Source organism: Mycobacterium sp. NGS11, assembly GCF_059813315.1.
This window is the reverse complement of sequence record NZ_JCALEJ010000001.1, coordinates 278,798-302,253: the sequence shown is the minus strand read 5'-3', so window position 1 is coordinate 302,253 and position 23,456 is coordinate 278,798. Positions and strand designations below refer to the sequence as shown.

General features: G+C 67.1%; 26 protein-coding genes. 10 read left to right on the top strand and 16 right to left on the bottom strand.

The genetic code is table 11. The features are described 5' to 3' along the window. The first annotated feature begins 3 nt into the window (after window positions 1-3). Window positions 4-1,332: a cryptochrome/photolyase family protein gene (locus AC5Y4T_RS01530; RefSeq protein WP_499951685.1), complete on the top strand. Its 1,329-nt coding sequence runs from the start codon at window positions 4-6 to the stop codon at window positions 1,330-1,332. Then, on the top strand, window positions 1,329-1,844 hold the full coding sequence (locus AC5Y4T_RS01525; protein ID WP_499951990.1) for an anti-apoptotic protein: 516 nt from the start codon (window positions 1,329-1,331) through the stop codon (window positions 1,842-1,844). The genes AC5Y4T_RS01530 and AC5Y4T_RS01525 overlap by 4 nt, the downstream gene beginning before the upstream one ends. Here AC5Y4T_RS01525 and AC5Y4T_RS01520 read toward each other — a convergent pair. After that, window positions 1,841-2,578 carry an acyltransferase gene (locus AC5Y4T_RS01520; RefSeq protein ID WP_499920110.1) on the bottom strand — a complete coding sequence of 246 codons (738 nt, stop codon included), beginning with the start codon at window positions 2,576-2,578 and terminating at the stop codon, window positions 1,841-1,843. The genes AC5Y4T_RS01525 and AC5Y4T_RS01520 overlap by 4 nt on opposite strands. Window positions 2,579-2,762: 184 nt before the next feature. On the opposite strand from AC5Y4T_RS01520, the gene AC5Y4T_RS01515 reads away from it, so the two are divergent. Continuing rightward, the gene (locus tag AC5Y4T_RS01515) at window positions 2,763-4,037 is read left to right on the top strand and encodes an outer membrane protein assembly factor BamB family protein (protein WP_499951989.1); all 1,275 of its coding nucleotides are present in this window, start codon (window positions 2,763-2,765) and stop codon (window positions 4,035-4,037) included. 18 nt (window positions 4,038-4,055) lie between these two features. Then, entirely contained in the window at window positions 4,056-4,448 is a 393-nt protein-coding gene (locus tag AC5Y4T_RS01510) for a DUF6264 family protein (protein WP_499951988.1), read from the top strand. Between the two features lie 5 nt (window positions 4,449-4,453). On the opposite strand, the gene AC5Y4T_RS01505 is transcribed toward AC5Y4T_RS01510, so the two are convergent. From AC5Y4T_RS01505 to ctaD, 8 genes are all read right to left on the bottom strand, one after another. Continuing rightward, window positions 4,454-5,137, bottom strand: a complete 684-nt coding sequence (locus tag AC5Y4T_RS01505) for an esterase (RefSeq protein WP_499951684.1) — start codon at window positions 5,135-5,137, stop codon at window positions 4,454-4,456. A gap of 70 nt (window positions 5,138-5,207) precedes the next feature. Beyond that, a complete protein-coding gene (locus tag AC5Y4T_RS01500) occupies window positions 5,208-6,392 on the bottom strand; it encodes a class I SAM-dependent methyltransferase (RefSeq protein ID WP_499951985.1) in 1,185 nt (394 codons plus the stop codon). Window positions 6,393-6,467: 75 nt separating this feature from the next. Next, the gene (locus tag AC5Y4T_RS01495) at window positions 6,468-7,439 is read right to left on the bottom strand and encodes a class I SAM-dependent methyltransferase (RefSeq protein ID WP_499920108.1); all 972 of its coding nucleotides are present in this window, start codon (window positions 7,437-7,439) and stop codon (window positions 6,468-6,470) included. 10 nt (window positions 7,440-7,449) lie between these two features. Next, the gene (locus AC5Y4T_RS01490) at window positions 7,450-8,214 is read right to left on the bottom strand and encodes an enoyl-CoA hydratase (protein WP_499920226.1); all 765 of its coding nucleotides are present in this window, start codon (window positions 8,212-8,214) and stop codon (window positions 7,450-7,452) included. An 8-nt stretch (window positions 8,215-8,222) separates the two neighbouring features. Continuing rightward, entirely contained in the window at window positions 8,223-9,038 is an 816-nt protein-coding gene (locus AC5Y4T_RS01485) for an NUDIX hydrolase (protein WP_499951682.1), read from the bottom strand. Next, the gene (locus AC5Y4T_RS01480) at window positions 9,035-9,880 is read right to left on the bottom strand and encodes an ABC transporter ATP-binding protein (RefSeq protein WP_499948457.1); all 846 of its coding nucleotides are present in this window, start codon (window positions 9,878-9,880) and stop codon (window positions 9,035-9,037) included. Before AC5Y4T_RS01480 ends, AC5Y4T_RS01485 begins: the two co-directional genes overlap by 4 nt. Window positions 9,881-9,925: 45 nt before the next feature. Beyond that, entirely contained in the window at window positions 9,926-11,164 is a 1,239-nt protein-coding gene (serB, locus tag AC5Y4T_RS01475; protein WP_499951680.1) for a phosphoserine phosphatase SerB, read from the bottom strand. 15 nt (window positions 11,165-11,179) lie between these two features. Continuing rightward, window positions 11,180-12,940 (bottom strand): aa3-type cytochrome oxidase subunit I, encoded by a 1,761-nt coding sequence (gene ctaD / locus AC5Y4T_RS01470; protein WP_499920104.1) that lies wholly within the window; start codon window positions 12,938-12,940, stop codon window positions 11,180-11,182. A 312-nt stretch (window positions 12,941-13,252) separates the two neighbouring features. On the opposite strand from ctaD, the gene AC5Y4T_RS01465 reads away from it, so the two are divergent. Beyond that, the gene (locus AC5Y4T_RS01465; RefSeq protein ID WP_499951678.1) at window positions 13,253-14,359 is read left to right on the top strand and encodes an iron-siderophore ABC transporter substrate-binding protein; all 1,107 of its coding nucleotides are present in this window, start codon (window positions 13,253-13,255) and stop codon (window positions 14,357-14,359) included. 119 nt (window positions 14,360-14,478) lie between these two features. Next, a complete protein-coding gene (locus tag AC5Y4T_RS01460; RefSeq protein ID WP_499951676.1) occupies window positions 14,479-15,519 on the top strand; it encodes an NAD(P)-dependent alcohol dehydrogenase in 1,041 nt (346 codons plus the stop codon). Between the two features lie 15 nt (window positions 15,520-15,534). On the opposite strand, the gene AC5Y4T_RS01455 is transcribed toward AC5Y4T_RS01460, so the two are convergent. Next, window positions 15,535-15,960 (bottom strand): DUF3349 domain-containing protein, encoded by a 426-nt coding sequence (locus tag AC5Y4T_RS01455; protein ID WP_499920101.1) that lies wholly within the window; start codon window positions 15,958-15,960, stop codon window positions 15,535-15,537. Window positions 15,961-16,206: 246 nt separating this feature from the next. Here AC5Y4T_RS01455 and AC5Y4T_RS01450 point away from each other — a divergent pair, with 246 nt between their 5' ends. Together AC5Y4T_RS01450 and AC5Y4T_RS01445 are read left to right on the top strand one after the other, a co-directional pair. Further along, window positions 16,207-16,533, top strand: coding sequence for a hypothetical protein (locus AC5Y4T_RS01450; protein ID WP_499920100.1), 327 nt, complete (start codon window positions 16,207-16,209; stop codon window positions 16,531-16,533). Window positions 16,534-16,570: 37 nt separating this feature from the next. Then, window positions 16,571-16,819: a hypothetical protein gene (locus AC5Y4T_RS01445; RefSeq protein WP_499920099.1), complete on the top strand. Its 249-nt coding sequence runs from the start codon at window positions 16,571-16,573 to the stop codon at window positions 16,817-16,819. Window positions 16,820-16,858: 39 nt separating this feature from the next. On the opposite strand, the gene AC5Y4T_RS01440 is transcribed toward AC5Y4T_RS01445, so the two are convergent. The 4 genes from AC5Y4T_RS01440 to nrdF form a co-directional block, all read right to left on the bottom strand. Beyond that, entirely contained in the window at window positions 16,859-17,641 is a 783-nt protein-coding gene (locus tag AC5Y4T_RS01440) for an alpha/beta hydrolase (protein ID WP_499920098.1), read from the bottom strand. Window positions 17,642-18,138: 497 nt separating this feature from the next. After that, window positions 18,139-18,390, bottom strand: coding sequence for a hypothetical protein (locus tag AC5Y4T_RS01435; protein WP_499920097.1), 252 nt, complete (start codon window positions 18,388-18,390; stop codon window positions 18,139-18,141). 67 nt (window positions 18,391-18,457) lie between these two features. Beyond that, window positions 18,458-18,742: a hypothetical protein gene (locus AC5Y4T_RS01430; protein WP_499920096.1), complete on the bottom strand. Its 285-nt coding sequence runs from the start codon at window positions 18,740-18,742 to the stop codon at window positions 18,458-18,460. Window positions 18,743-18,874: 132 nt separating this feature from the next. After that, on the bottom strand, window positions 18,875-19,849 hold the full coding sequence (nrdF, locus tag AC5Y4T_RS01425) for a class 1b ribonucleoside-diphosphate reductase subunit beta (RefSeq protein WP_205869319.1): 975 nt from the start codon (window positions 19,847-19,849) through the stop codon (window positions 18,875-18,877). A gap of 178 nt (window positions 19,850-20,027) precedes the next feature. Between nrdF and AC5Y4T_RS01420 the strand changes: the two genes are divergently transcribed. Further along, the gene (locus tag AC5Y4T_RS01420; RefSeq protein ID WP_499951674.1) at window positions 20,028-20,474 is read left to right on the top strand and encodes an SRPBCC family protein; all 447 of its coding nucleotides are present in this window, start codon (window positions 20,028-20,030) and stop codon (window positions 20,472-20,474) included. Further along, window positions 20,458-21,003 carry a TetR family transcriptional regulator gene (locus AC5Y4T_RS01415; RefSeq protein ID WP_499951672.1) on the top strand — a complete coding sequence of 182 codons (546 nt, stop codon included), beginning with the start codon at window positions 20,458-20,460 and terminating at the stop codon, window positions 21,001-21,003. The genes AC5Y4T_RS01420 and AC5Y4T_RS01415 overlap by 17 nt, the downstream gene beginning before the upstream one ends. A 15-nt stretch (window positions 21,004-21,018) precedes the next feature. On the opposite strand, the gene AC5Y4T_RS01410 is transcribed toward AC5Y4T_RS01415, so the two are convergent. Continuing rightward, window positions 21,019-22,560, bottom strand: a complete 1,542-nt coding sequence (locus tag AC5Y4T_RS01410) for a flavin-containing monooxygenase (protein WP_499951670.1) — start codon at window positions 22,558-22,560, stop codon at window positions 21,019-21,021. Between the two features lie 139 nt (window positions 22,561-22,699). Next, window positions 22,700-23,437 carry a TetR/AcrR family transcriptional regulator gene (locus tag AC5Y4T_RS01405; protein ID WP_499920092.1) on the bottom strand — a complete coding sequence of 246 codons (738 nt, stop codon included), beginning with the start codon at window positions 23,435-23,437 and terminating at the stop codon, window positions 22,700-22,702. Window positions 23,438-23,456: the final 19 nt, after the last annotated feature.

The window sequence follows — 23,456 nt, the reverse complement described above, 5'->3', positions numbered from 1 at the left end:
ATCATGCCGGCATTGTTGTGGTTTCGCCGCGATCTGCGGTTGCGTGACCATCCCGCGCTCGTCGCCGCGGCCGACAACGATGAGGTGCTCGCCTGCTTCGTGCTCGACCCGCGCCTCGAGAAGTCCTCGGGACAACGACGGCTGCAATACCTGGGTGACTCGCTGCGACGGCTGCGCGACGACCTCGACGGCCGGCTGCTGATCGTCCGCGGGCAGCCCCACACCCAGATATCGCGCATCGCCAAGGAGATCGGCGCGTCTTCGGTGCACATCTCCGAAGACTTCGCACCCTTCGGCAAGCGCCGTGACGAGCGGGTGCGCGCCGCGCTGGATTCGGTGCCGCTGGTGGCGACGGGATCGCCGTATCTGGTCTCACCGGGCCGCGTCACCAAGCCGGACGGCTCGCCCTACAAGGTGTTCACCCCGTTTCTGCGTCAGTGGCAGAGAACCGGCTGGCGCGAACCGGCGAAGTCGGACGCAAACTCCGCACGCTGGCTGGATCCGGCGCAGCTGCGGATCAAGCAGTGCGAGATCCCCGATCCCGGGATCGCCCTCGAGGTCGCGGCGGGCGAGGCTGCGGCGCGCAAACAGTGGAAGTCGTTTGTCGACAACGGGTTACGGAGTTACGCCACGGACCGCAACAGGCCGGACCTGACCGGCACCAGCCGCATGTCGGCGCATCTGAAGTTCGGCGCCATTCATCCGCGCACCCTGGTCGCCGGCCTGGACCTGCGCGGCGACGGGGCGCAAGCTTTTCTGCGGGAGTTGGCCTTTCGCGACTTCTACGCCGACGTGCTGCACCACTGGCCGGCCAGCAGCTGGCGCAACTGGAACAGCGATTTCGACGGCATCCAGACCGACACCGGCGCCGAGGCCAAACGCCGCTTCGAGGCGTGGAAGGCGGGCGAGACGGGTTTTCCCTTCGTCGACGCCGGGATGCGCCAGCTGCGCGACACCGGCTTCATGCACAACCGGGTGCGAATGATCGTGGCCTCGTTTCTGGTCAAGGACCTGCATCTGCCGTGGCAATGGGGCGCCGAATGGTTCCTGGACCAGCTGGTGGACGGCGACATGGCGAACAACCAGCACGGCTGGCAGTGGTGCGCGGGCTGCGGTACCGACGCAGCGCCCTATTTCCGGATATTCAACCCGATCACACAGGGCGAGAAGTTCGACCCGTCGGGCGATTACATCCGGCGCTGGGTACCCGAACTGCGCTCTGCCGTCGACGTACACCTGCGCAAGGGCGAGCGCCCGGACGGCTACCCGGCGCCGATCGTCGACCACGCCGCCGAGCGCACCGAGGCGCTGCGGCGCTATCAGGGCATCTGACCGCGATATTCGCCACCCCGGCCCGAACGCCCTCTCCGTGTTCCGTCGGGACCTCGCACTCGGTGAGCAAGAGCGATGTCGCCGGCCAGATCACCGCCAAGATGACCGACGCGGCCGGCAACAAGCCCGAGTCGGTGAACTGCCCAAGCGACCTGCCCGGGAAAGTCGGGGCGCAGATCAACTGCGACATGAAGGTCAAAGGCCGGCCCTTCAACGTCAACGTCACGGTGACCAGCGTCGACGGGAACGACGTCAAGTTCGACATGGTGGAGACCGTCGACAAGAACCAGGTCGCCAACGCGATCAGCACCCAGGTGGGCCAGCAGGTGGGCAGAAAGCCGGATGCGGTCACCTGCCCCGACAACTTGAAAGGCGTTGCGGGAGCGACGTTACGGTGTCAGCTCACGGACGGCAATGACAAGTACGGCGTGCAGGTGACCGTCACGGACGTCGACGCCGGCGACGTCAACTTCCACTTCAAGGTCGACGAGCAGCCGCAGGCCGCAGGCTAGCGGGCGGCCTTCTTGCGTTCGATGTCGGCCAGCGCGGCGGCCAGTTCGGCGCGTTGCGCGGCCGAACTCTCCCAGGCGAGCTGGCGGTTCTTGACCACCTTCGCCGGCGCGCCGACCGCGATGGAGTAGTCCGGGATCACCCCGCGGACCACCGCGTGGGACCCCAGCACGCAACCCCGTCCGACCGACGTGCCACGCAGCACCGATACCTTCACGCCCACCCAGGTGTCCGGACCGATCCGGACCGGGGACTTGACGATGCCCTGGTCCTTGATCGGCATGTCGATGTTGTCCATGCGGTGGTCGAAATCGCAGACATAGCACCAGTCGGCCATCAACACCGAGTCACCGAGCTCGATGTCGAGGTAGGCGTTGATGACGTTGTCGCGACCCAGCACCACCTTGTCGCCGAACCGCAGCGAGCCCTCATGCGCGCGGATGGTGTTCTTGTCACCGATGTGCACCCACCGGCCGATCTCGAGCTGCGAGAGTTCGGGCGTCGCGTGGATCTCCACGCCCTTGCCGAGAAACACCATGCCGCGGGTGATGATGTGCGGGTTGGCCAGTTTGAACTTCAGCAGCCGCCAATAGCGCACCAGGTACCACGGCGTATATGCGCGGTTGCGCAGCACCCATTTCAGCGAGGCCAGCGTGAGGAACTTGGCCTGGCGCGGGTCCCGGAGGTTCGATCCACGCCAGCGGCGATGGACCGGGGCACCCCACATGCTCGTCATGGCCGGACAGCCTAACTCGGTCATATACGAGCCCGCGAACCGCCACGGGTTACCCTCACCTGTACTCGATTGCCGCCGAACGGCCGGGTCAGCGCGCGAGCGGCCCGCCTCCCAAGAAGGATTTGGAAAACCGAAGGTGCTTGCCCGACAACTCGTCAGTGGGCCCCGGCGTTGGTCATCGGTAGTGCTGGCGGCCGCGCTCGCGGTTCTGCTCGGCGCCTGCGGCAATACCGACTCCTGGGTCGACGCCTCGGCCGCGCAGGGCTGGCCGGCGCAGTACGCCGACGCGGCCAACAGCAGCTACATCGCCACGGGCGGCGCCACGAAGCTCTCGCTGGAGTGGACCCGGTCGGTGAAGGGGAGCCTGGCCGCCGGACCGGCGCTCAGCGCGCGCGGCTACCTGGCCCTCAACGCCCAGACCTCGGCCGGATGCTCGCTGATGGAGTGGGAGAACAACGACCACGGGCGGCAACGCTGGTGCGTGCGGCTGGTCCAGGGCGGCGGGTTCGCCGGCCCGCTGCTCGACGGTTTCGACAACCTCTACGTCGGCCAGCCCGGAGCGTTCCTGTCCTTCCCGGTGACCCAGTGGACGCGGTGGCGCCAGCCGGTGATCGGCATGCCCACCACGCCGCGATTCGTCGGGCAAGGCGACCTGCTCGTGGCCACCCACCTCGGTCAGGTGCTCGTCTTCGACTCCCATCGCGGCCAGGTGGTCGGCAGCCCACTCGACCTGGTCGATGGCGTCGACCCCACCGACGCAGCACGCGGGTTGGCCGATTGCGCGCCGGCCCTTCAGGGCTGTCCCGTCGCGGCCGCCCCGGCGTTCTCGACCGCCACCGGGATGGCTGTGCTGGGGGTGTGGCAGCCCGGCACTCCCGCCGCGGGTCTGGTCGGGCTGAAGTACCACCGCGGGCAGACGCCGGTGCTGACCCGGGAATGGACCAGCGACGCGGTGGGTGCCGGTGTCATCGCCAGCCCGGTGTTGTCGGCCGACGGGTCGACCGTCTATGTCAACGGCCGCGACCAACGGCTGTGGGCGCTGCGCGCGGCCGACGCGAAAGTGAAATGGTCGGTGCCGCTGGGGTTCTTGGCGCAGACGCCGCCCTCGGTCACCCCGCACGGATTGATCGTGGCCGGCGGCGGCCCCGACACCAAGCTGGTGGCGTTCAAAGATGCCGGTGATCACGCCGATCAGGCCTGGCGCCGCGACGACGTCCTGCCCCTGTCGACGTCGAGCCTGGCCGGCACCGGCGTCGGCTACACGGTGGCCAGCGGGCCCCCGGCGAACGGCGCCCCCGGCATGTCGCTGCTGCTCTTCGATCCGGGCAGCGGCCGCACGCTGGACAGTTACCCGCTGCCGGCGGCCACCGGGTATCCGGTCGGGGTGTCGGTCGGCACCGATCGCCGGGTGGTGGCGGCCACCAGCGACGGCCAGGTTTACGGTTTCGGCCCGGCCTGACCCGGACATACCTCTATGGTGCCGATCGACGAGCCCGCCGCGCGAGGCGCCGCGACAACCAACCCCACTGGGAACCCACCGAGCAGCGCCGCCGACATCGTGGCGACGTCCGTCCTGCTGGTCATCCATGGCGGGCTGTACGCGGCGAGCTTTGCGCTGCTGGGCCTGCTCGTGATGACCACCGACGCCTGCGGGTCTCGTAAGTGCGGCGATCCCGCCTGGATAGACCGGGCCATGACGCTGGGCACCTGGGGCGGGGCCGCCCTGTTGGTCGCCGACATCGTCGTCGCCGGGTATCTCCTGGCGCGGCGCAAACGACGGGCCTTCGTCGTCCCGCTGATCGGTTGTGTCGCGCAGGTGGCGCTGGCGCTCGCCGCAGTCGCGATGGAGTTGCAGGCCGGGCCGGTCTGAGCCCGCTAGACCGCCAGCGGCGGGATGGCGTTGCGCGGCACCTGGGCCTGCAGCGGCCCGCCGAGCGCCGGCAGAATCTCGCCCGGGGCGAAGTAGAAGATCAGCTGATCGTCGGTGATGGCGAAATTCTGATAGTGCGTCGGGTCATGTCCCGTCGACGGCAAAACCGCGGCGCCCAAGGGGGTTTGACGTTCCAGGTCGCGCTGCACGATCGGGTAGATGGCGTCCAGCGGCGAAGCGCCCGGCAGGAAGAGGTTGTCGAAGGTGATCGGCTGCTTGGTCCCGAGGTTGTAGTTGAACGCCTTGTACCAGATCGACGAGTGCGCTCCCCCGACGTCCTGGAAGAACTTGAGCACGACGCTGCGAGTGTTGTGCGGCGGTTGCCCGGCGCCGTGTTGTTCGGTGGTCGCCTCCAGCTGGTAGGGCTGGTCACGCCCCCCGGAACTCTGCGCGACGGCGACGAAGCCGTCCCGGTTCTGGGTGATGTAGTCGGCCAGGGCCTGTTCGTCGGGATAGTCGGCGGGAAAGCTGAGGTTGAGCGTGTAGTTGGGACCGGTGGCGCGCAGGCGGCACATCTGGCCGGCCTCAAGGGTGCCGCCCAGACTGGCGCACGACGGCGGCTCGGCCGCGGCAGGCCAGCCAACCAAGACCGCCGCCGCGACCAGCGCGGCGGCTATCAGAAAGCGCATCGTGGAAGTGTCCTCGCAGACTAGCCGGGGCCGGTGACCCGCAGAAGTGACGCCGCCAGCGTACCCGTCGCTATCGGGAGGGTTGGCAAACGAATGCCATCGCCCGGCTGGAAATCCGTGCACCGATGCGGGCGATGACCACCGACAGGGACCGGTTCCCGCGCAACCGCATCCGGCTGCGCAACGCGTCCGGGTCTACCCGGACCCCGCGCACCAGGACCTCCAGCGACCCGCAGTCGAGCGCCGACAGCGCCTGCCGGAGCCGGCGTTCGTCGAAGACCAACTGCTCGAGCACCTCGAACCCGCGGTCCGCCGCGGGCCGCCGATCGCCGGAGAGGTAGGCGATGTCGGGATCGAGCTGCCACAGTCCGTGCCGCGCGGCGTAGTGGCGCACCAGGCCGGCCCGCACCACGGCGCCGTCGGGGTCGACGATCCATCGACCCACCGGCCGTACCCCGCAGTCGTCGGGGTCGTTGTCGGTGAGCTGCTCGCCGCGATCCAGCAGGTTCGCCCGCCGGCCCGCACCGGGCTGCGCGAGTCCGGCCGACCACAGGCAGGCTTCCCGGACCGAGGCGCGATACGACGTCACCTCGATCTCCCCACCGAAGCCGAGACGCCGCACCTGACCGAAATCGATTCCGGGAGCGCACTTTACGACGAATTCCCGGCCGCGGTAGGCGTCGAGCAGCGAGCCCAATGCGGGCTGGTATTCGTCGATGCGCAGGCGGCGCCGACCTTCGACTCGCCGGGCCGGGTCGACGACGAGCACGGCGTCGCGGGTGACGGGGTGCAGCGCGTCGGCGCGGCAGATCCAGGCCGACTCCCCCATGTTGTGGCGCGCCATCGTCAGCCGCACCGGATCGATATCGCTGCCCACCGCGGCGATCCCGCAGACCCTCAGCGCGGCGAGCTCGGTGCCGATCGAACAGGTCGCATCGTGCACGACGACGCCGCTGCCGCCACCGGCCAGCCGTCGGGCCCGGTGCAAGGCCACCGGCGCGGCGGTGGCCTGCTGCAGCGCCTCGTCGGTGAACAGCCAATCCGACACGCCCAGCTCGCCCAGTTTGTCCGCGGCGCGGCGGCGCAACAGGACCGTCTCCACCAGGACCGCGGCCCGGTCGCCGAATCGGTCGCGCGCCGCAGCGACGTCGCCGACCCGGGTCGCGTCGGTCAGTTCGAGTTCGGCGACCGCCGCAAGCGCCGCGGCACCCGCGCGCGACCGCAGATAGCCGACGTCGTCGGTGCTAAACCTGATTGCCCGGCTCCTCCTCACGCCGCTGCGCGGCAAGCATCGTCGCCGGGCCGAACCGCAGCCCTGGAAAAGACGGATTCAGGAGGGTTTGACCCCGGTCACCATCACGTTGTAAAACCAGCCCTTCGGGACCACGCGGCGCCATACGTTGGCGTCCACCCAGCTCAGCGTCTTCCAGCCGTTGAACGCGAATTTCGCCCAGCCCCAGCCCAGGCGCCCGGGCGGCACCGACGCCTCGAAGGTGCGCACCGGCCAGCCGAACATCGCGGCGGTGAACTCTTCGCTGACGGTCCGAACTTCGGTGGCGCCGGCGTTGCCGGCCATCCGCTCCAGGTCAGCCGGAGTGAAGGTGTGCAGGTCGACGATCGCCTCCAGCGCCGCAGCCCGGGAGGATTCGTCGAGCTCGGCCTGCGGGCGCCGCCAGGAACCCAGGCCGGGCAGCTTGGTGACGTTGGTGGCGATGCGCCAGGTCAGGGTCGACAGCTCGCGGGCGTAGACGTCGCCCGCGCTGGTCGGCTCGCCGGCGAAGACGAACCGGCCACCGGGGCGCAGCACCCGGATCACCTCGCGCAGCGACAGCTCCACGTCGGGAATGTGATGCAGCACCGCGTGCCCGACGACCAGGTCGAAGGTGTTGTCCTCGTACGGGATGCCCTCGGCGTCGGCGACCCGGCCGTCGATGTCGAGGCCCAGCGACTGGCCGTTGCGGGTGGCGACCTTGACCATGCCCGGCGAAAGATCGGTCACCGATCCGCGCCGCGCGACGCCGGATTGGATGAGGTTGAGCAGGAAAAACCCTGTGCCACAGCCCAATTCCAGCGCCCGGTCGTAGGGCAGCTCACGCAGTACCTCGTCGGGCACGATGGCGTCGAAGCGGCCCCGGGCGTAGTCGATGCAGCGCTGGTCGTAAGAGATCGACCACTTGTCGTCGTAGGTCTCGGCTTCCCAGTCGTGGTAGAGGACCTGGGCCAGCTTGCTGTCGTGCCGGGCGGCTTCCACCTGCTCGGCGGTGGCGTGCGGCGTCGGAACGGCGTCGGTCGAACTGGTCATGAAGGGCAGCCTAACGGCCGACGGGATCCGTCCCACCGCCACCGCCCTGACCAGCAGTGAACACCTCGATGTAGCGCCGGCGTTCGGCGGCGAGCCGCTCGGAACGCTCCAGGTCGAAAACGTCGTTGATTCCGGCCTTGGCGGCGGCCAGCGCATGCCGCGGACCATCGAGAAAGCGGCGCGCCCAGCCGGCGGCGGCGTCGTACACGTCGTCGGGGGCCACCATTTCGTCGATGAGGCCCAGCGCCAAGGCCTCCTCGGCGTCGAAGAAGCGGCCGCTGAACACCAGCTCCTTGGCCTTGCTCGCGCCGGCCGCCCGGGTCAGGCGCGCCATCGCGTCGCCGCCGGGCATCAGGCCGGCCAGTATTTCGGTCGCCCCGAACTTCACGTTGTCTCCGCTGATCCGCCAGTCGGCGGCCAGGGCCAGCGTGAGCCCTGCGCCCAATGCGTAGCCGGTGATCGCGGCGACGGTCGGTTTGGGGATCGCCGCCACGGCGTCGACGGCTTGCTGGCGGACCCGTGCCACGCTCTCCGCCTCGGAACCCCGCAGCGTCCGCAGCTCGGCCATGTCGTCACCCGCGGAGAAGATCTCGTGGCCGCCGAAAAGAATCACCACGGCCACGTCGTCACGCCGGCCCAGCTCGTGGGCGGCCGCGATGACCTCCCGATAGACCTGGCGGGTCATCGCGTTCGTCGGCGGGCGCGACAGCAGCAACATGGCCAGCCCGGCGTCCTGCGAGCCGTCGCTGACCACCACGCTGACGAACTCGCTCACTTGAGCGTTCACAAGGGCCACTCCATGCCGCCCGATATGCGCGCCTGGTGGTAGCGATCGGAATCGAAGAACTCGAAAACCCAGTTGTCGACCCGCTTTTCGAGGAGGGGCTGCACGGGTGCGATCTGGCGTTCGACGGCCAGCACGTCGGCGACGCTGCGACCGGCCAGCGAATCCAGCTGGGTCCAGGTCGGCGGCAGCAGGATGTTGCGGCCGGCCTCGAAGTCGGCGATGGCATCCTGGGGCGACGCCCAGCCGAACCGGTCGGATTCGGTGTTCTGCCCGTCGGCGCGCTGGCCCTCGGGCAGGGCCGCCACGAAGAAGTAGGTGTCGTAGCGACGGGTCCGCTCGGCCTCCGGGGTGACCCAGTTGGCCCATGGCCGCAGCAGGTCCGAACGCAACACCAGGTTTTCGGTGCGCAGGAAATCGGCGAACGACAGCGTCCGATCGTCCAGGGCCCGCCGGGCATCGGCGTAGACCGAGGCGTCGCGAACGATGCCGTCCGGGTCGCCGGCCGGGCCGGCGAACAGCACCCCGGACTCCTCGAAGGTCTCCCGAGCCGCGGCACACACCAGCGCCGCGGCCAGTTCGGTGTCGATGCCAAAGCGCTGTGCCCACCATTCCGGCGGCGGACCGGCCCACGCGATGTCGGCGCTGCGGTCGCGGTCGTCGACGCCGCCACCGGGAAACACGATGACACCCGGGGCGAACTCCATCTTCGAATGGCGGCGCATCAGGAAGATCTTCAAGCCGCCGGGCACGTCGCGGACCAACATCACGGTCGCGGCCGGCCGGGTCGGCAGCGGCTCGGGAATGGTGGTCATTCCAGCCTCCTGCGGTGGGCTGCGCGGGTACGAACTCGCCGCGCGAAATAGCGCCCGTCGACGACGTCGAGTGCGATCGCTTGGCCGAATGCCGTCGACAGGTTTTCGGAGGTCAGCACGTCGGTGAGCAGTCCCGCAGCGACCACTTCGGCCTCCGAGAGCAGCATGCAGTGACTGAACCCGGGCGGAATCTCCTCGACGTGATGGGTGACCAGCACCAGGGCGGGGGCCTCGGGGTCGGCCGCCAGGTCGGCGAGCCGCGCGACCAGCTCCTCGCGGCCGCCCAGATCCAGCCCGGCGGCCGGCTCGTCGAGCAGCAGCAGCTCGGGGTCGGTCATCAGCGCACGGGCGATCAGCACCCGCTTGCGCTCGCCTTCCGACAGCGTCCCGTAGGTGCGGTCCGCAAGGTGCTCGGCGCCAAGGCTCTCCAGCATGTCGGTCGCGCGCTGGTAGTCGACGTCCTCGTAGCGCTCCCGCCACCTGCCCAACACGGCATAGCCGGCCGAGACAACGAGATCGCGAACCACCTCGTCGGTGGGTATCCGCTGCGCCAAAGCCGAGGAGCTGAGCCCGATCCGCGACCGCAACTCGGTCACGTCGACCCGGCCCAGTCGCTCGCCGAGCACGAAAGCGATGCCGGACGAAGGATGTTCGGCCGCCGCGGCGATCCGCAGCAGCGAGGTCTTGCCGGCGCCGTTGGGCCCGACGATCACCCAGCGTTCGTCGAGTTCGACCGCCCAGTCCAGCGGGCCGACCAAGACGTTGCCGCCGCGCCGCAGTGACACCTGCCTGAAGTCGAGCAGCAGATCGGGGTCGGCTGTCTCGTCTCCGTTTTCGGGCACCCGACCATCGTGCCGTACCGCGACGCTCGAATACCTGCCGGGTCGCTATGGGTTGGGCGGAATCTCCACCCGGCGGACCTCGCCGTCGATCGCGTCGGCGGCCTCGATTTCGCCGCGGGTCACACCCAGCAGGAGCAGCACCGTGTCCAGATAGGGATGGCTCAGGGACGCATCGGCAACCTCGCGCAGCGCCGGCTTGGCGTTGAACGCGATCCCCAATCCGGCGGCGGCCAGCATGTCGATGTCGTTGGCGCCGTCGCCCACCGCGACGGTCTGCGCCATCGGCACCCCGACCTGGCTTGCGAATTCCCTTAGCGCCGAGGCCTTTCCGGCCCGGTCGACGATCGGCCCGAGCACCCGGCCGGTGAGTGTGCCGTCGACGATCTCCAGCTCGTTGGCGGCGACGTAGTCGATCATCAGCTCCTCGGCCAGCGGCTCGATGATCCGGCGGAACCCCCCGGACACGAGGCCGCAGGCATAACCCAAGCGCCGCAGAGTTCGTATCGTGGTGCGCGCGCCCGGCATCAGTTCCAGTGCGTCGGCGACCTCGTCGATCACGCTGGCCGGCAGACCCGCCAGCGTCGCCACCCGCTGTTCGAGCGACTGCGCGAAGTCCAGCTCGCCGCGCATAGCGGCATCGGTGATCGCGGCGACCTTGCCCTCCGCGCCCGCCCGGGCCGCCAGCATCTCGATGACCTCGCCCTGCACCAGCGTCGAGTCGACGTCAAACACGATGAGCCGCTTGGCCCGTCGTTCAAGACTGACGGCCTCCACCGCCACATCGACCTGTTCCTCGCTGGACACCCGGTTCAGGGCGGTCCGCAACGCGCCGTCCGCGCCAGGCGGGACCGAGACGCGAAGCTCCAGGCCGATCACCGGATAGTCGGAGACACCGCGGATCAGGTCGATGTTGACGCCCAGCCCCGCCACCTCGCGGGCCACCGCGCCGAACGCACTGGCGGTAATCGGCCGGCCCAGCACGTAGATGGTGTGGGTCGAGGGTTCCCGCATGATGGCCACGTCGTCGCTGCGCTCAATGCTGACTTCGAGGTCCAACTTGCGGATGGCCGATTCCACGTCATCGCGCAATTGCGGGCTATCGGCGACCTCGGCCGGGCAGCACACCAGCACGCCGAGCGTCAGGCGGTGCCGGATCACGACCTGCTCGACGTTGAGCAGCTCGACGCCGTGCGGTGACAGCGCCTCCAATAAGTTCGCCGTCACGCCCGGTTGGTCCACGCCGGTGACGGTGATCAGCACCGAAACCTTCGGTGGTGGGCTCACTCCCGACAGCTGTCGCTACTGCTCAGGAGTCGAGCGATCGGGTTCGGTTCGCGGACCGAAGCCCTTCGGCGACTCGAGAGCCGTGGCATGGCGGCCCACATGCGCCTCGGCGCGAAGCCGCTCCACCATGTGCGGGTAGTGCAACTCGAATGCCGGGCGCTCCGAACGGATTCGGGGCAGCTCGGTGAAGTTGTGCCGGGGCGGCGGGCAGCTGGTCGCCCACTCCAGCGAGTTGCCGTAGCCCCACGGGTCGTCGACCGTAACGACCTCGCCGTAACGCCAGCTCTTGAAGACGTTCCAGACGAACGGGAACATCGACGCACCCAGGATGAAGGCGCCCACCGTCGAGGCGACGTTGTAGGGCTGGAATCCGTCGCTGGGCAGGTAGTCGGCGTAGCGACGCGGCATGCCCAGGTCACCCAGCCAGTGCTGCACCAGGAAGGTGGTGTGGAACCCGATGAACGTCAACCAGAAGTGCAGCTTGCCCAGGCGCTCGTCGAGCAGCCGGCCGGTCATCTTCGGGAACCAGAAGTACACCCCGGCGAACGTGGCGAACACGATGGTGCCGAACAGCACGTAGTGGAAGTGCGCAACCACGAAGTAGCTGTCGGTGACGTGGAAGTCCAGCGGCGGGCTGGCCAGTAGCACGCCGGTCAGACCGCCCAGCAGGAAGGTGATGAGGAAGCCGATGCAGAACAGCATCGGTGTCTCAAACGTCAACTGCCCCTTCCACATTGTGCCGATCCAGTTGAAGAACTTGATCCCGGTCGGCACCGCGATCAGGTACGTCATGAACGAAAAGAACGGCAGCAGAACCGCTCCGGTGGCGAACATGTGGTGCGCCCACACCGCGACCGATAAAGCGGCGATGGACAGGGTCGCGTAAACCAGGGTGGTGTAACCGAAGACCGGCTTGCGCGAGAACACCGGGAAGATCTCGGTGACGATTCCGAAGAACGGCAGCGCGATGATGTAGACCTCGGGATGGCCGAAGAACCAGAACAGGTGTTGCCACAACAAGACTCCGCCATTGGCGGCGTCGTAGACATGGGCGCCCAGATGTCGGTCGGCGGCCAGCCCGAACAGCGCCGCGGTCAGGATCGGGAATGCGATCAGGATCAGGATCGAGGTCACCAGGATGTTCCAGGTGAAGATCGGCATCCGGAACATCGTCATGCCGGGCGCGCGCATGCACACCACGGTGGTGATCATGTTGACCGCACCCAGGATGGTGCCCAGACCCGCGACGATCAGGCCGGTGATCCACAAGTCTCCCCCGGCGCCGGGCGAGTGCACGGCATCCGACAGGGGCGTGTAGGCGGTCCAGCCGAAGTCGGCCGCCCCACCCGGGACGATGAAGCCGGAGGCCGCGATCAGCCCGCCGAACAGGAACAGCCAGTAGGAGAAGGCGTTCAGCCGCGGGAAGGCCACGTCCGGCGCACCGATCTGCAGCGGCAGCACCAAGTTGGCGAACCCGAACACCACCGGGGTCGCATAGAGCAGCAGCATGATCGTGCCGTGCATGGTGAACAGCTGGTTGAACTGTTCGTTCGACAGGAACTGCAGCCCGGGAGCCGCGAGTTCGGTGCGCATCAGCAACGCCATCAACCCGCCGATGAAGAAGAAGGCGAAGCAGGTGACCGTGTACATGATGCCGATCATCTTGTGATCGGTGGTGGTGATCAGTTTGTAGACGAGGTTCCCTTTGGGGCCCATGCGGTCCGGGTACGGACGAACGGCCTCGAGTTCACCCAAGGGGGGCGCTTCGGCTGTCAACAGCTTCTCCAAACATCCAGATCGGACACTGGCCCAAAAATCGGTATTGAGAGGAATCTTAGCCGTCGATCATGGCGCCGTCAGGGCTGGTCCTACAAACTGTCGTAAATGACTCGCCGGGGCGGCGTGTCCCTCGGCGCGACGTCGCCACGCTGGCCGAATGGCGGCGCCCCGCTTCGCCCGGTCCCCCGCGCTCGCGATCGCCACGTGGCCGAATGGCGGCGACCCGCTTCGCCCGGTCCCCCGCAAGCGGGAGGTGCCCCCACCGCGCGCGCGCGATCGCCACGCTGGCCGAATGTTAGCGTCGAACGCGTGTTGTTCGGCGTGATCAGACCCGGCCGGCCGGCTGTGGCGACCGCGGTGACGGCGGCGGTCATCCTGGCATGCAGCGGCTGCGGTTCCGACAAGCCCGCCGGCCAGCCGCCGGCCCGTCCCCTGATCACCCCCACCACCCAGATCGCGGGCGCCGGTGTGCTCGGGAACGACCGCCGCCCCGACGATTCGTGTGCGCGGGACGCCGCAGCGGCGGACCCCGGCGCCGCGAAGCGGCCGGTCCACAACGCCGCGGGCGTCGACCCGGACGTCGTGCAGGTGCCCGCCGACCCGCAGCGCATCGTGGTGCTCTCCGGCGACCAGCTCGACGCGTTGTGCGCGCTGGGCCTGCAGTCGCGGGTGGTCGGCGCGGCATTGCCGGACGGGTCCTCGAGTCAGCCCGCCTACCTGGGCGGCGCGGTGCATGCATTGCCGGCGGTCGGCAACCGCTCCCACCCGGACCTGAAAGCGGCCGCGGCCGCCCACCCCGACCTGATTCTGGGGTCGCAGGCGCTGACGCCCACGCTGTATCCGCAGCTGACCGCGATCGCCCCGACGGTGTTCACGGCCGCGCCGGGTGCGGCGTGGCAGGACAACCTGCGCGCCGTCGGCGCCGCGACCGGCCGTGGCGCCGCGGTGAACTCGTTGATCAGCGGGTTTTCCCAGCGGGCCGCGGACATCGGCGCGCGACATGACGCCTCCCACTTCCAGGCGTCGATAGTGCAGCTGACGGCGGGCACGATCCGGGTGTACGGCGCCAACAATTTCCCGGCGAGCGTGCTCGGTGCGGTCGGCGTGGACCGGCCGGCCTCGCAGCGGTTCACCGATAAGCCCTACATCGAGATCGGGGCCAGCGACGCGGACCTGGCGAAGAATCCTGACCTTTCGATGGCCGACGCGGACGTGGTCTACGTGTCCTGCGACACCCCGGCCGCCGCCGACCGGGCCGCCACGATCCTGGACAGCGACCCGTGGCGCAAGCTCTCGGCCAACCGTGACAACCGGGTCTACATCGTCAACAACGAGATATGGCAAGCCGGCCAGGGCCTGATCGCCGCCCGCGGCATCGTCGACGACCTGCGCCTGGTGAACGCCCCGATCAACTAGCGGCGGCCGGCCGAAAACGGGTACATCGCCACAACGTGATCTTCGCCCCGCCCGTTGGCGGAATAACATTTACCTTAGCTAAACTTCTTGATGACGTACCGAATCGAAGAGGGATTTCCATGAGCACAGTTTCGGCGTACGCGGCCACCTCGCCGGCGGCACCGCTGACCAAGACAACGATCGAACGGCGTGACCCGGGTCCGCACGACGTGGCCATCGACATCAAGTTCGCCGGAATCTGCCACTCCGACATCCACACGGCCAAAGGCGAGTGGGGCACGCCGCATTACCCGTTGGTCGTGGGCCACGAGATCGCCGGCGTCGTGACCGCAGTCGGCTCCGAGGTCACCAAGCACAAGGTGGGCGACCACGTCGGCGTCGGCTGCATGGTGAACTCATGCGGACAGTGCAGCAGCTGCAAGGCCGGCCTCGAGCAGTACTGCAGCCGGGGAACGATTTTCACCTACAACGCGACTGACAAAGACGGCACCACGACGCAGGGCGGCTACAGTCAGGCGATCGTCGTGGACGAAAACTTCGTCTTGCGCATTCCCGACTCGTTGCCGCTGGACAAGGCGGCGCCGCTGCTGTGCGCGGGCATCACCCTGTTCTCGCCGCTGCGGCACTGGAAAGCCGGCAAGGACACCCGCCTGGCGATCATCGGCCTGGGCGGGCTGGGCCACATGGGCGTCAAGCTCGGCGCGGCGATGGGGGCCGAGGTGACGGTGCTGTCGCAGTCACTGAAGAAGATGGAGGACGGACTGCGGCTGGGCGCCAAGCACTACTACGCCACCGCCGAGCGCGAGACCTTCAAGAAACTGCGCAACAGCTTCGACCTGATCCTGAACACCGTCTCGGCGAACCTGAACCTCAACGACTATCTGAGCCTGCTCGACGTCGACGGCACGCTCGTCGAATTGGGCATTCCCGAACACCCCATGGAGGTGGGCGCCTTCTCGCTGGCGCTGGCGCGCCGCAGCCTGTCCGGGTCGAACATCGGCGGCATCGCCGAAACCCAGGAGATGCTGGACTTCTGCGCCGAGCACAACGTCACGCCGGAAATCGAGCTCATCGAGCCCGACTACATCAACGAGGCCTACGAGCGCGTACTGGCCAGCGACGTGCGCTACCGCTTCGTCATCGATATTTCGAAGCTCTAGGGTCCCCGACGCGTCCTACCGCGCGACACCCGGCGCGCTGCTGGATGCCGCACCGCGCGCGGCGATCTCCGCGGCCTCACCCCACTCGTCGCCCGGGATGACCTCGCTGACGTCGATGCCGGCCAGCGGCCAGCCGACCGCGGCGAGCGTGGCGGCCACCCGGATGACGTTTTCCGGTCCGGCGTCGTAATGCGTCATGTCGGAGATGAAGTGGGCGATCTCGTCGCGGTCGATCACACCGTCGGCGATCGCCGGGGATCCGTCCGCGGTGATGTTGCGCACCACCTCGGCGATCTGCTCCTCGGTCAGCGGGGTGCTGCGCAGCAGCGCCAGCAGTGGCACCCGGTCGGGCCCGGGGACGCCCTCGGGGTAGCCGGCGCGCAGCCAGCGAAGCACCGAACGGCAGAAGTTGGCGGTGGCAGAGGCGGCGGTATTCGTCACCCCACCAGTGTCAGGGCAGCCGTGTCACCCGCGCTACCGCGGCGCAATTGGCGTCCCGACAATTCATACGCCGTTTACCTCGATCAGCCGGCCTGGTCGTGCCCACCCGCAACGGTTGGGCGCCATCGTTTTCGAGCCCGCGATTCGGCGGGCCGGGCTCCGCGCGCAGGGCCTTCGCAGGGCTGCTTGCACTGGTCAACGAGATTTTCACCGTTCGGCACCGTTCCTGCGGAGTAGAGTCGAGCCATGACGACTCCGACTTCGAAGAACCCGCCACCCGTCTTTTCTCTGAAGATTGGCAGTCAGGATGTTCCTGCACCGAGCGTTCCGAAGCCGACGGATCCGGCCGAGTCGTTTCAACGCGGCATCGGCGCGCGCTTGAAGGACATGGGCCTGGGGGTGCAGACCCAGCCACTCAAAGAGATGCGCCTACAAATGGGCCTGGACATGCAGGTGGTCTACTTCACGGTCCGCGTGCCGGTGGCCGGTGGCGTGACGCTGCGGTTGCCGGTGATGGCCACGTTCAAGCCGAGGATCTATTCGCCGACGCAGGCGCAACACCTCTCGTCCTAAGTGGCATGGCAACCAAATCGATCAAGGGTGCGGGCGCATGGTGAGTAACCCCGCCGGATCAAGCGACGAAACCATCGTCACAAGGGCCCTGAACGTAGGTATCGAGGTGTTCAGCGTGGTCATGTCGTTTCTCACCTGCGGGGCGCTCCACATCCACAGTGAGCTGCCGGGTGGCGAGAACGTCGGCCGTACCTCGTTCAGGGAAGCCATCGCCAGTATCTTCGGCAACGACGCCGGCGACGCGCGGCCCGCGGACGGGAAATCACCGGGCACCGCCGAGGGCTAACGAGCCTCGGACAGCAGCGCGATCCACCTCGCGGGGTCGTCATAGCCCGCGCATGGCCACCCAGCCGTCGATTTTTTCGGACACGGCCGGCCATCCCGGCTCAAGCATCATGACGTGTCCCATGTCGGGAAAAATTTCCACATCTGCCTGGTAGATGCGCGCTACGGCAGAAGCATCCCCGTCGATTCGCATGCCGTCGTCTTGTGCTCCCAGAACGAGCATGGGGGCGTTCACGAGGCCAACGTCGGGAAGTCGATTCACCGTTTCTCGAGCAGCGCGCCTGCTCTCGGGCTGCAAACGGACTGCACACGACCTGACTGTCGATTCGGGGGTATGCGCGGAGAAGATAAACTCACGGGTCAGAGCCGCGGTGCTGAATAGGTCGGCGGGATTACCGAAAGTGCTGCTGCGCAAGATGATCCGTGGATGACGGAGGGCAGAGCGAACTGCCCACCGCCGTAAGCCGTGCGGTGTGCCGGGTGCCATGAGAACCGCCGCCGGGGCACCGTGCATCTGGCAATAATTCAGCACCACCCAACAGCCCATCGAATGACCAATGAGCACCGGTGCGGTTCCAAGCTCCGCGACGACAGCGTGTACGTCCTCCACGTAATCGGCGATCGAACATGAGTGCAGGGGCTGGGACAGGCTGCTGGCGCCGTGCCCGCGAAGGCTCAGTGCCACGGCTCGGTAACCCTTGTCGGCGAAGAAGCCCAGAAAATGGTCGTCCCAAATTTCTGCTGTGCAGCAGGCGCCGTGAACGAAAAGCAGCGGAACGGGATGTGATTCGGTGACAGACCCCTTGTCGATAACTTCGAGCATGGTCTCAACTTCCGTCCCCTACCGCGCCGCTTGAGCATCTTCTCAGGCGCGAACCGTTTGCCGCGCTCGATTTGCGGATTTGCTCGTTGCTGGATTAATCGTCTCGAAATCGAGGCCGACGCCGCGTGTCGATAAGCGGGGATTAGCCGACTGGGTGGAGCATTGGATATGCGCCACTAGGAGGTGCGGATGATGACCACCGACGTTTGTCCCGAAGTCTGCCTCGTGTGCGGCTATCTGACGCTCGGCCTCGATCTCTGCTATTTCTGCCGCTTGCCGGTAGCGGAGCCACCTGGCCGCCAAGTCCGCCAGACCTGCAATGACAGCAGCAGCGCCAGGAGGCCGCGGCCATCCTGCACTGTGCAGGCCGCGAGCTAATCCGTTCTGCGCCAACCGTCGACCGCGCGGGAATTCCCACAATTCCCGGTGTGAATAAGTGCGCAACCGTTTACGCTCAGGACGACGTACCGGGCCGTCACCAATTTCAGAAGCGGCGTTTACAGATCCGAGTTCGCCATGAATCGCATACGACTCTTCGTCACCGCATTTTTGGTCGCCATCGCGTTGACGGTCGGCGCCGGCACCTTTGCCGGCATGCCGACCGCTTCCGCCGACCCCGTATGCGGCGCTGCCGGGACACCGCCATGCGCCGGTCCGGGGCCGTTGACACCTGAACAACAGTGCGCATTCATCGCGTGGCGGTCGATGATGCCGTGCAACTGGCTCGGAATGCAGGTTCCCGCAGGCACGCCGGGGAGTTGGGACAATCCGCCGGCGCCGCCGCCGTGAGCGAGCACCGCGAAACCACTTAACTTTTCACGTCGTCTTCCGAGGTGGATCGTCGCGTTCTGGCCCGGCAGTCGTCACGGAGTCGCGGCTATCCGCGGTTGCATCCCCGGAAACCTGGGAGCGAACCTCGCGGGCGGCCTGCTCGTGCTTCTCAGCGGCACCTCGGTGGGCGGCGGCGAGATCGCCGGACAATGACTCCGCGGCCGACTCGTGTTCCTCAGCGAACACCTCGTGCAACTCGGCTAGCTCGTCTTGGCGCTGGGCTTCCAATGTGCTGACTTCCGTCGCACGGTTGTCGTCGGACCGTGTCATAACCAGCACGATAGATGGGGCCGGCAAGGTTGGTGGCCTGAACCACGATTCGGCCCGCTGGGCCAGGGCGCCGAAGCGTGCGTGCGCCGGATTAGCCGCCTACACGATGTGCTGAGTCACCGACGAGCGGAGTTAGAAGTCCCAGTCTTCGTCTTCGGTGACGACGGCCTTGCCGATCACGTAGCTGGAACCCGAGCCGGAGAAGAAGTCGTGGTTCTCGTCGGCGTTGGGCGAGAGCGCCGACAGAATCGCCGGGTTGACGTCCGTCTCGTCGCGCGGGAACAGCGCCTCGTAACCGAGGTTCATCAGTGCCTTATTGGCGTTGTAGCGCAGGAACTTCTTGACGTCCTCGGTCAGCCCGACCTCGTCGTAGAGGTCCTGGGTGTACTCGACCTCGTTGTCGTAGAGCTCGAAGAGCAGCTCGTAGGTGTAGTCCTTGAGTTCCTGCTTGCGCGCGTCGTCGACCAACGCCAGGCCGCGCTGGAACTTGTAACCGATGTAGTAACCGTGCACGGCCTCGTCGCGGATGATCAGCCGGATCATGTCGGCGGTGTTGGTCAGCTTGGCGCGGCTCGACCAGTACATCGGCAGGTAGAAGCCGGAGTAGAACAGGAAGCTCTCCAGCAGGGTCGAAGCGACCTTGCGCTTGAGCGGTTCGTCTCCCTTGTAGTACTGCATGACGATCTCGGCCTTGCGCTGCAGGTTGGGGTTCTCCTCCGACCAGCGGAACGCGTCGTCGATCTCGGCGGTCGAGCACAGCGTCGAAAAGATGTTGCTGTAGCTGCGCGCGTGCACGGATTCCATGAAGGCGATGTTGGTGTAGACCGCTTCCTCATGCGGGGTCAGCGCGTCCGGGATCAGGCTGACCGCCCCGACGGTGCCCTGGATGGTGTCCAGCAGGGTCAGGCCGGTGAATACCCGCATGGTCATCTGCTTTTCGTGGGCGGTCAATGTGCCCCACGACGGCAGGTCGTTGGACACCGGCACCTTCTCGGGCAACCAGAAGTTGCCGGTCAGTCGGTCCCACACCTCGGCGTCTTTTTCGTCTTGTAGCCGGTTCCAGTTGATCGCCGAAACGCGGTCGATCAGCTTCATGTTTTCGCTCACCAGAACCCCACTTCACACACCGTTTTGCCGGATGAATCTCCGGCTCTCGACACTACCTCTGGGGTGTGACAACGCAGCGGAACACAAGAGCTTGTGTTTACGTGTCGCGGGATGCCGAATTCCAGGCGGATCCGAATTCATGCTTCAGAATCACGCGCTTTCATGTACCATTTGGTACATGTTTACCGAAGACGGCGTCGAGATCGACGCACCGCCCCAACTCGTCTGGGATGTCTTCACCGACGTCGAGCACTGGCCAGACTGGACCGCGTCGGTGACCTCGCTGGTCGGGCTGGACGCGCCCAGCCTTGCCGTCGGGAGGCGGTTCGCGATCAAACAGCCCGGCATGGCCAAGCTGGTCTGGAAGGTCACCGAGATCGACCCCGGTAGGTCCTGGACCTGGGTGCAACGCTCTCCCGGGGTGCTGGTCAGCGCCCGCCACGACGTCACCGCTCGTCCCGACGGGGGCACGCTGGTGCGTCAGCAACTCGACCAGCGTGGCGTGCTCGGTGCTCTCGTCGGGAGGTTGATGGTCAAGAAGACCAAGCGTTTCCTCGACCTGGAGGCCCGAGGACTCAAAGCCCGCTCGGAGCAGCTCAGTCGCGCCGATGGCTCGCACTCCTGATGTTGCGCGGCGCCGGCAGCTCCTCGACGCACTGATCCAGGAATTCGCCAGCGCGGGCATCGGCGACCGCTCGCTGCGCGAGGTGGCCGAAGCCATCGGCACGAGTCACCGAATGTTACTGCATCACTTCGGGTCTCGGGATGATCTGCTGCTGGCGGTCGTCGAGGCGGTCGAGCGCCGTCAGATGGGCTTGCTGCCCGACCTGCCGACAGAACCGGCCAAGAGCTTCGCGGCGATGTGGGCCGACCTTCGGCGACCCGAACTACGCGAATCCGAACGCTTGTTCTTCGAGTGCTACGCCCGCGCCGCCCAGGGCGAAAAGCCTTATGCACGAATGATTCCCGGGGCGGTCACGGACTGGCTGGCCGAGGTCGCCGCGGTCGCCGAGGCTCCGGTCGACGCCGCCTTGGCGCGCCTGGGGCTGGCCGTCGTACGCGGCCTGCTACTTGACCTGGTGGCCACCGATGACGACGCCGGTGTAGACGCGGCCGCACGAGTCTTCGCCGAACTCCTTACGCGCCGGCGATGATTCGGGCAACCGCAGTCAGGACGCGGCGGCGGAACTGCCCATGCTCACGCCGTAGAACTGATATTCGTCCGGCTTGACCGAACGCGTCGCCCGCCAGTACTCCCAGGTGTAGCCGCCCCAGAGCACGGTGTTCTTGCCGTGCTCGTCCAGATACCAGCTGCTGCAGCCGCCGCTGTTCCACACCGACGGGCCGAGTCTGCGTTGCAGCTCGTCGTTGAATTTGTCCTGGGCGGCGCGGGTCGGCGCCAGCGCCTGTGCGCCCAGCTTGTCGCAGGTCGCGATCGCGTCTGCGACGTAACGGATTTGGGACTCGATCATGAACACCACCGAGTTGTGCCCCAACCCGGTGTTGGGCCCCAGCAGAAAGAACAGGTTGGGCACGTCGGCGATGGTGATCCCGCGGTGGGCACCGATGCCCTCGCGGTTCCACCGGTCCACCAGGTCCTCGCCGTGCAGGCCCTTGATCTGGACGTAGGTGTAGGAGTCGGTGACGTGGAAGCCGGTGGCATACACGATCACGTCGGCCTGGCGCTGGGTGCCGTCGGCGGTGACGATGCCGTCGGCGGTGATTCGCGCAATGTGGTCGGTGACCAGCTCGGTCTTGGGGTCGGCGACCGCGCCGTAATAGGTGGAGGAGTTCAGGATTCGCTTGCAGCCGATGCGATAGTTCGGTATCAGCTTGCGCCGCAGCTCCTTGTCCTTGACCGCCCGGCGAATGTTGTATTTGCAGTAGGACTCGATGAACTTGAGCAGGTTCGGCCGCTTGGTCATGCCGAAGGCCAAGGCTTCCTGCCCCCAGTAGATCGCGAGCCGAACCAGCGCGCGCAGGCCGGGCACGTTCTCCATGGCCCGGCGCACCGCCGGCGGGATCTCGGGGTTGGAACGCGGGACCACCCACGGCGGAGTCCGTTGGTAGAGCTGAAGTTCGGCGACCTGTCCGACGATCTCCGGCACGATCTGGATCGCGCTGGCGCCGGTTCCGATCACCGCCACGCGCTTGCCGGTCAAGTCGACGCTGTGGTCCCACTCCGCGGAATGGAAGGCGGCGCCGCGAAATTCGTCGCGTCCCTCGATGTCGGGCATGGACGGGATGTGCAGCGCCCCGGCGCCCGAGATGAGGAATTGCGCGACGTACTCGCGGCCGTCGGCGGTGAACACGTGCCAGCGGTTCTCGTCATCGTCCCAGTGCGCGCGATCGACGAGCGAGTTGAACTCGACGTAGCGGCGCAGCCCGTATTTCTCGGTGACCCCTTTGAGGTAGTCCCAGATCTCTGGCTGGAAGGAGAACGGGTTCTTCCAGTCGGGCTTGGGCTCGAACGAGAACGAGTACAGGTGCGACGGGATGTCGCAGGCGCACCCGGGATAGCTGTTGTCTCGCCAGGTGCCGCCGATGTCGTCGGCCTTCTCCAGGATGACGAAGCCCACGCCCTGCTTCTGCAGCGCGATCGCCATCCCGAGGCCGGAGAATCCGGTCCCGATGATGACGGCGCGCGTGTGGACCGGCTTGTGGGCGCTAGCCGCCGGGATTGCCTCGGTTTGTGTTACGACGTCGGTCACGGTCGATCGATCTTTCTATCCAGGCCTGTCGGGTCGGCGTTTCGGCTGCGGCCCGGCTGAGGCAGATACCCAGTACCCAGGGTATCGGTTGGGACGAGTGTTATCGATGGCCGCGACGGTTGTCAACGCCGCGGCGCGCTCAGCTCGCGGCCGGGTTGCCGGCCACCATGTCGTGAATCGGCAGGTCAGGGTTCATGGTGATGCCGAGCGCCTCGGCGGTGCCGACGATCACCCCCATCATGATGGTCGTCAGGTGCGCGACGAACTGCTCACGCGACATCAGCCGCGGGCTTTCGGGCTCCGGGCCCAGCCACCACTCGGTCGCCGACGCGGCACAGCCGAATGCCGCGTGCCCGGCCAGTTCGACCGCCGCGTGGTCGAGCTCCATCTCGCGCAGCTCGTTGTCGAACATGTCGGCCACCGCCAGGGTGATTCCGCGTCCCTCGTTGAGGACCTGCGGGGTAGCGGCCGACCGGCCCTGGATGAACACGCGCAGCACGTTGGGGTGCTTGTCGACCAGGACCACGTACTCCTCGACGCTGCGCCGGATCACCTCGCGCGCCGAGTCGGTTTTCAGGTCGATGGACGGGATGATCGCCGCCCACAGCATGTCGCGCAGCCGCTCCCCGATCGCCTCGAACAGGTCGGACTTGTCGTGGAAGTGGCGGTAGATCTTCGGCTTGGCGGTGCCGGCCTCCTCGGCGATCTCCCGCACGGACAGCTCGGGCCCGAGGCGGTCGATCGCACGGAAGGCCGCGTCGACGATTTCGTTGCGCACTTTCTTGCGGTGCTCGCGCCAGCGTTCGCTGCGCGCGTCGACCTTGGCCCCAGGCTTGACGCTGGGGTGGGGTATGGAAGGTCGGGGCACTCTCACCACGTCAAGCACTTTACCTGGT

Excerpts from the sequence above, each read along its gene's own strand:
- AC5Y4T_RS01420 (WP_499951674.1), top strand. The coding sequence starts at position 20,028 with ATGTTTACCGAAGACGGCGTCGAGATCGACGCACCGCCCCAACTCGTC.
- AC5Y4T_RS01485 (WP_499951682.1), bottom strand. The coding sequence starts at position 9,038 with ATGACCACCATTCCCGAGCCGCTGCCGACCCGGCCGGCCGCGACCGTG.
- AC5Y4T_RS01430 (WP_499920096.1), bottom strand. The coding sequence starts at position 18,742 with ATGACACGGTCCGACGACAACCGTGCGACGGAAGTCAGCACATTGGAA.
- AC5Y4T_RS01440 (WP_499920098.1), bottom strand. The coding sequence starts at position 17,641 with ATGCTCGAAGTTATCGACAAGGGGTCTGTCACCGAATCACATCCCGTT.
- AC5Y4T_RS01520 (WP_499920110.1), bottom strand. The coding sequence starts at position 2,578 with ATGACGAGCATGTGGGGTGCCCCGGTCCATCGCCGCTGGCGTGGATCG.
- AC5Y4T_RS01530 (WP_499951685.1), top strand. The coding sequence starts at position 4 with ATGCCGGCATTGTTGTGGTTTCGCCGCGATCTGCGGTTGCGTGACCAT.
- AC5Y4T_RS01495 (WP_499920108.1), bottom strand. The coding sequence starts at position 7,439 with ATGACCAGTTCGACCGACGCCGTTCCGACGCCGCACGCCACCGCCGAG.
- AC5Y4T_RS01450 (WP_499920100.1), top strand. The coding sequence starts at position 16,207 with ATGACGACTCCGACTTCGAAGAACCCGCCACCCGTCTTTTCTCTGAAG.
- AC5Y4T_RS01505 (WP_499951684.1), bottom strand. The coding sequence starts at position 5,137 with ATGCGCTTTCTGATAGCCGCCGCGCTGGTCGCGGCGGCGGTCTTGGTT.
- AC5Y4T_RS01415 (WP_499951672.1), top strand. The coding sequence starts at position 20,458 with ATGGCTCGCACTCCTGATGTTGCGCGGCGCCGGCAGCTCCTCGACGCA.
- AC5Y4T_RS01445 (WP_499920099.1), top strand. The coding sequence starts at position 16,571 with ATGGTGAGTAACCCCGCCGGATCAAGCGACGAAACCATCGTCACAAGG.
- AC5Y4T_RS01460 (WP_499951676.1), top strand. The coding sequence starts at position 14,479 with ATGAGCACAGTTTCGGCGTACGCGGCCACCTCGCCGGCGGCACCGCTG.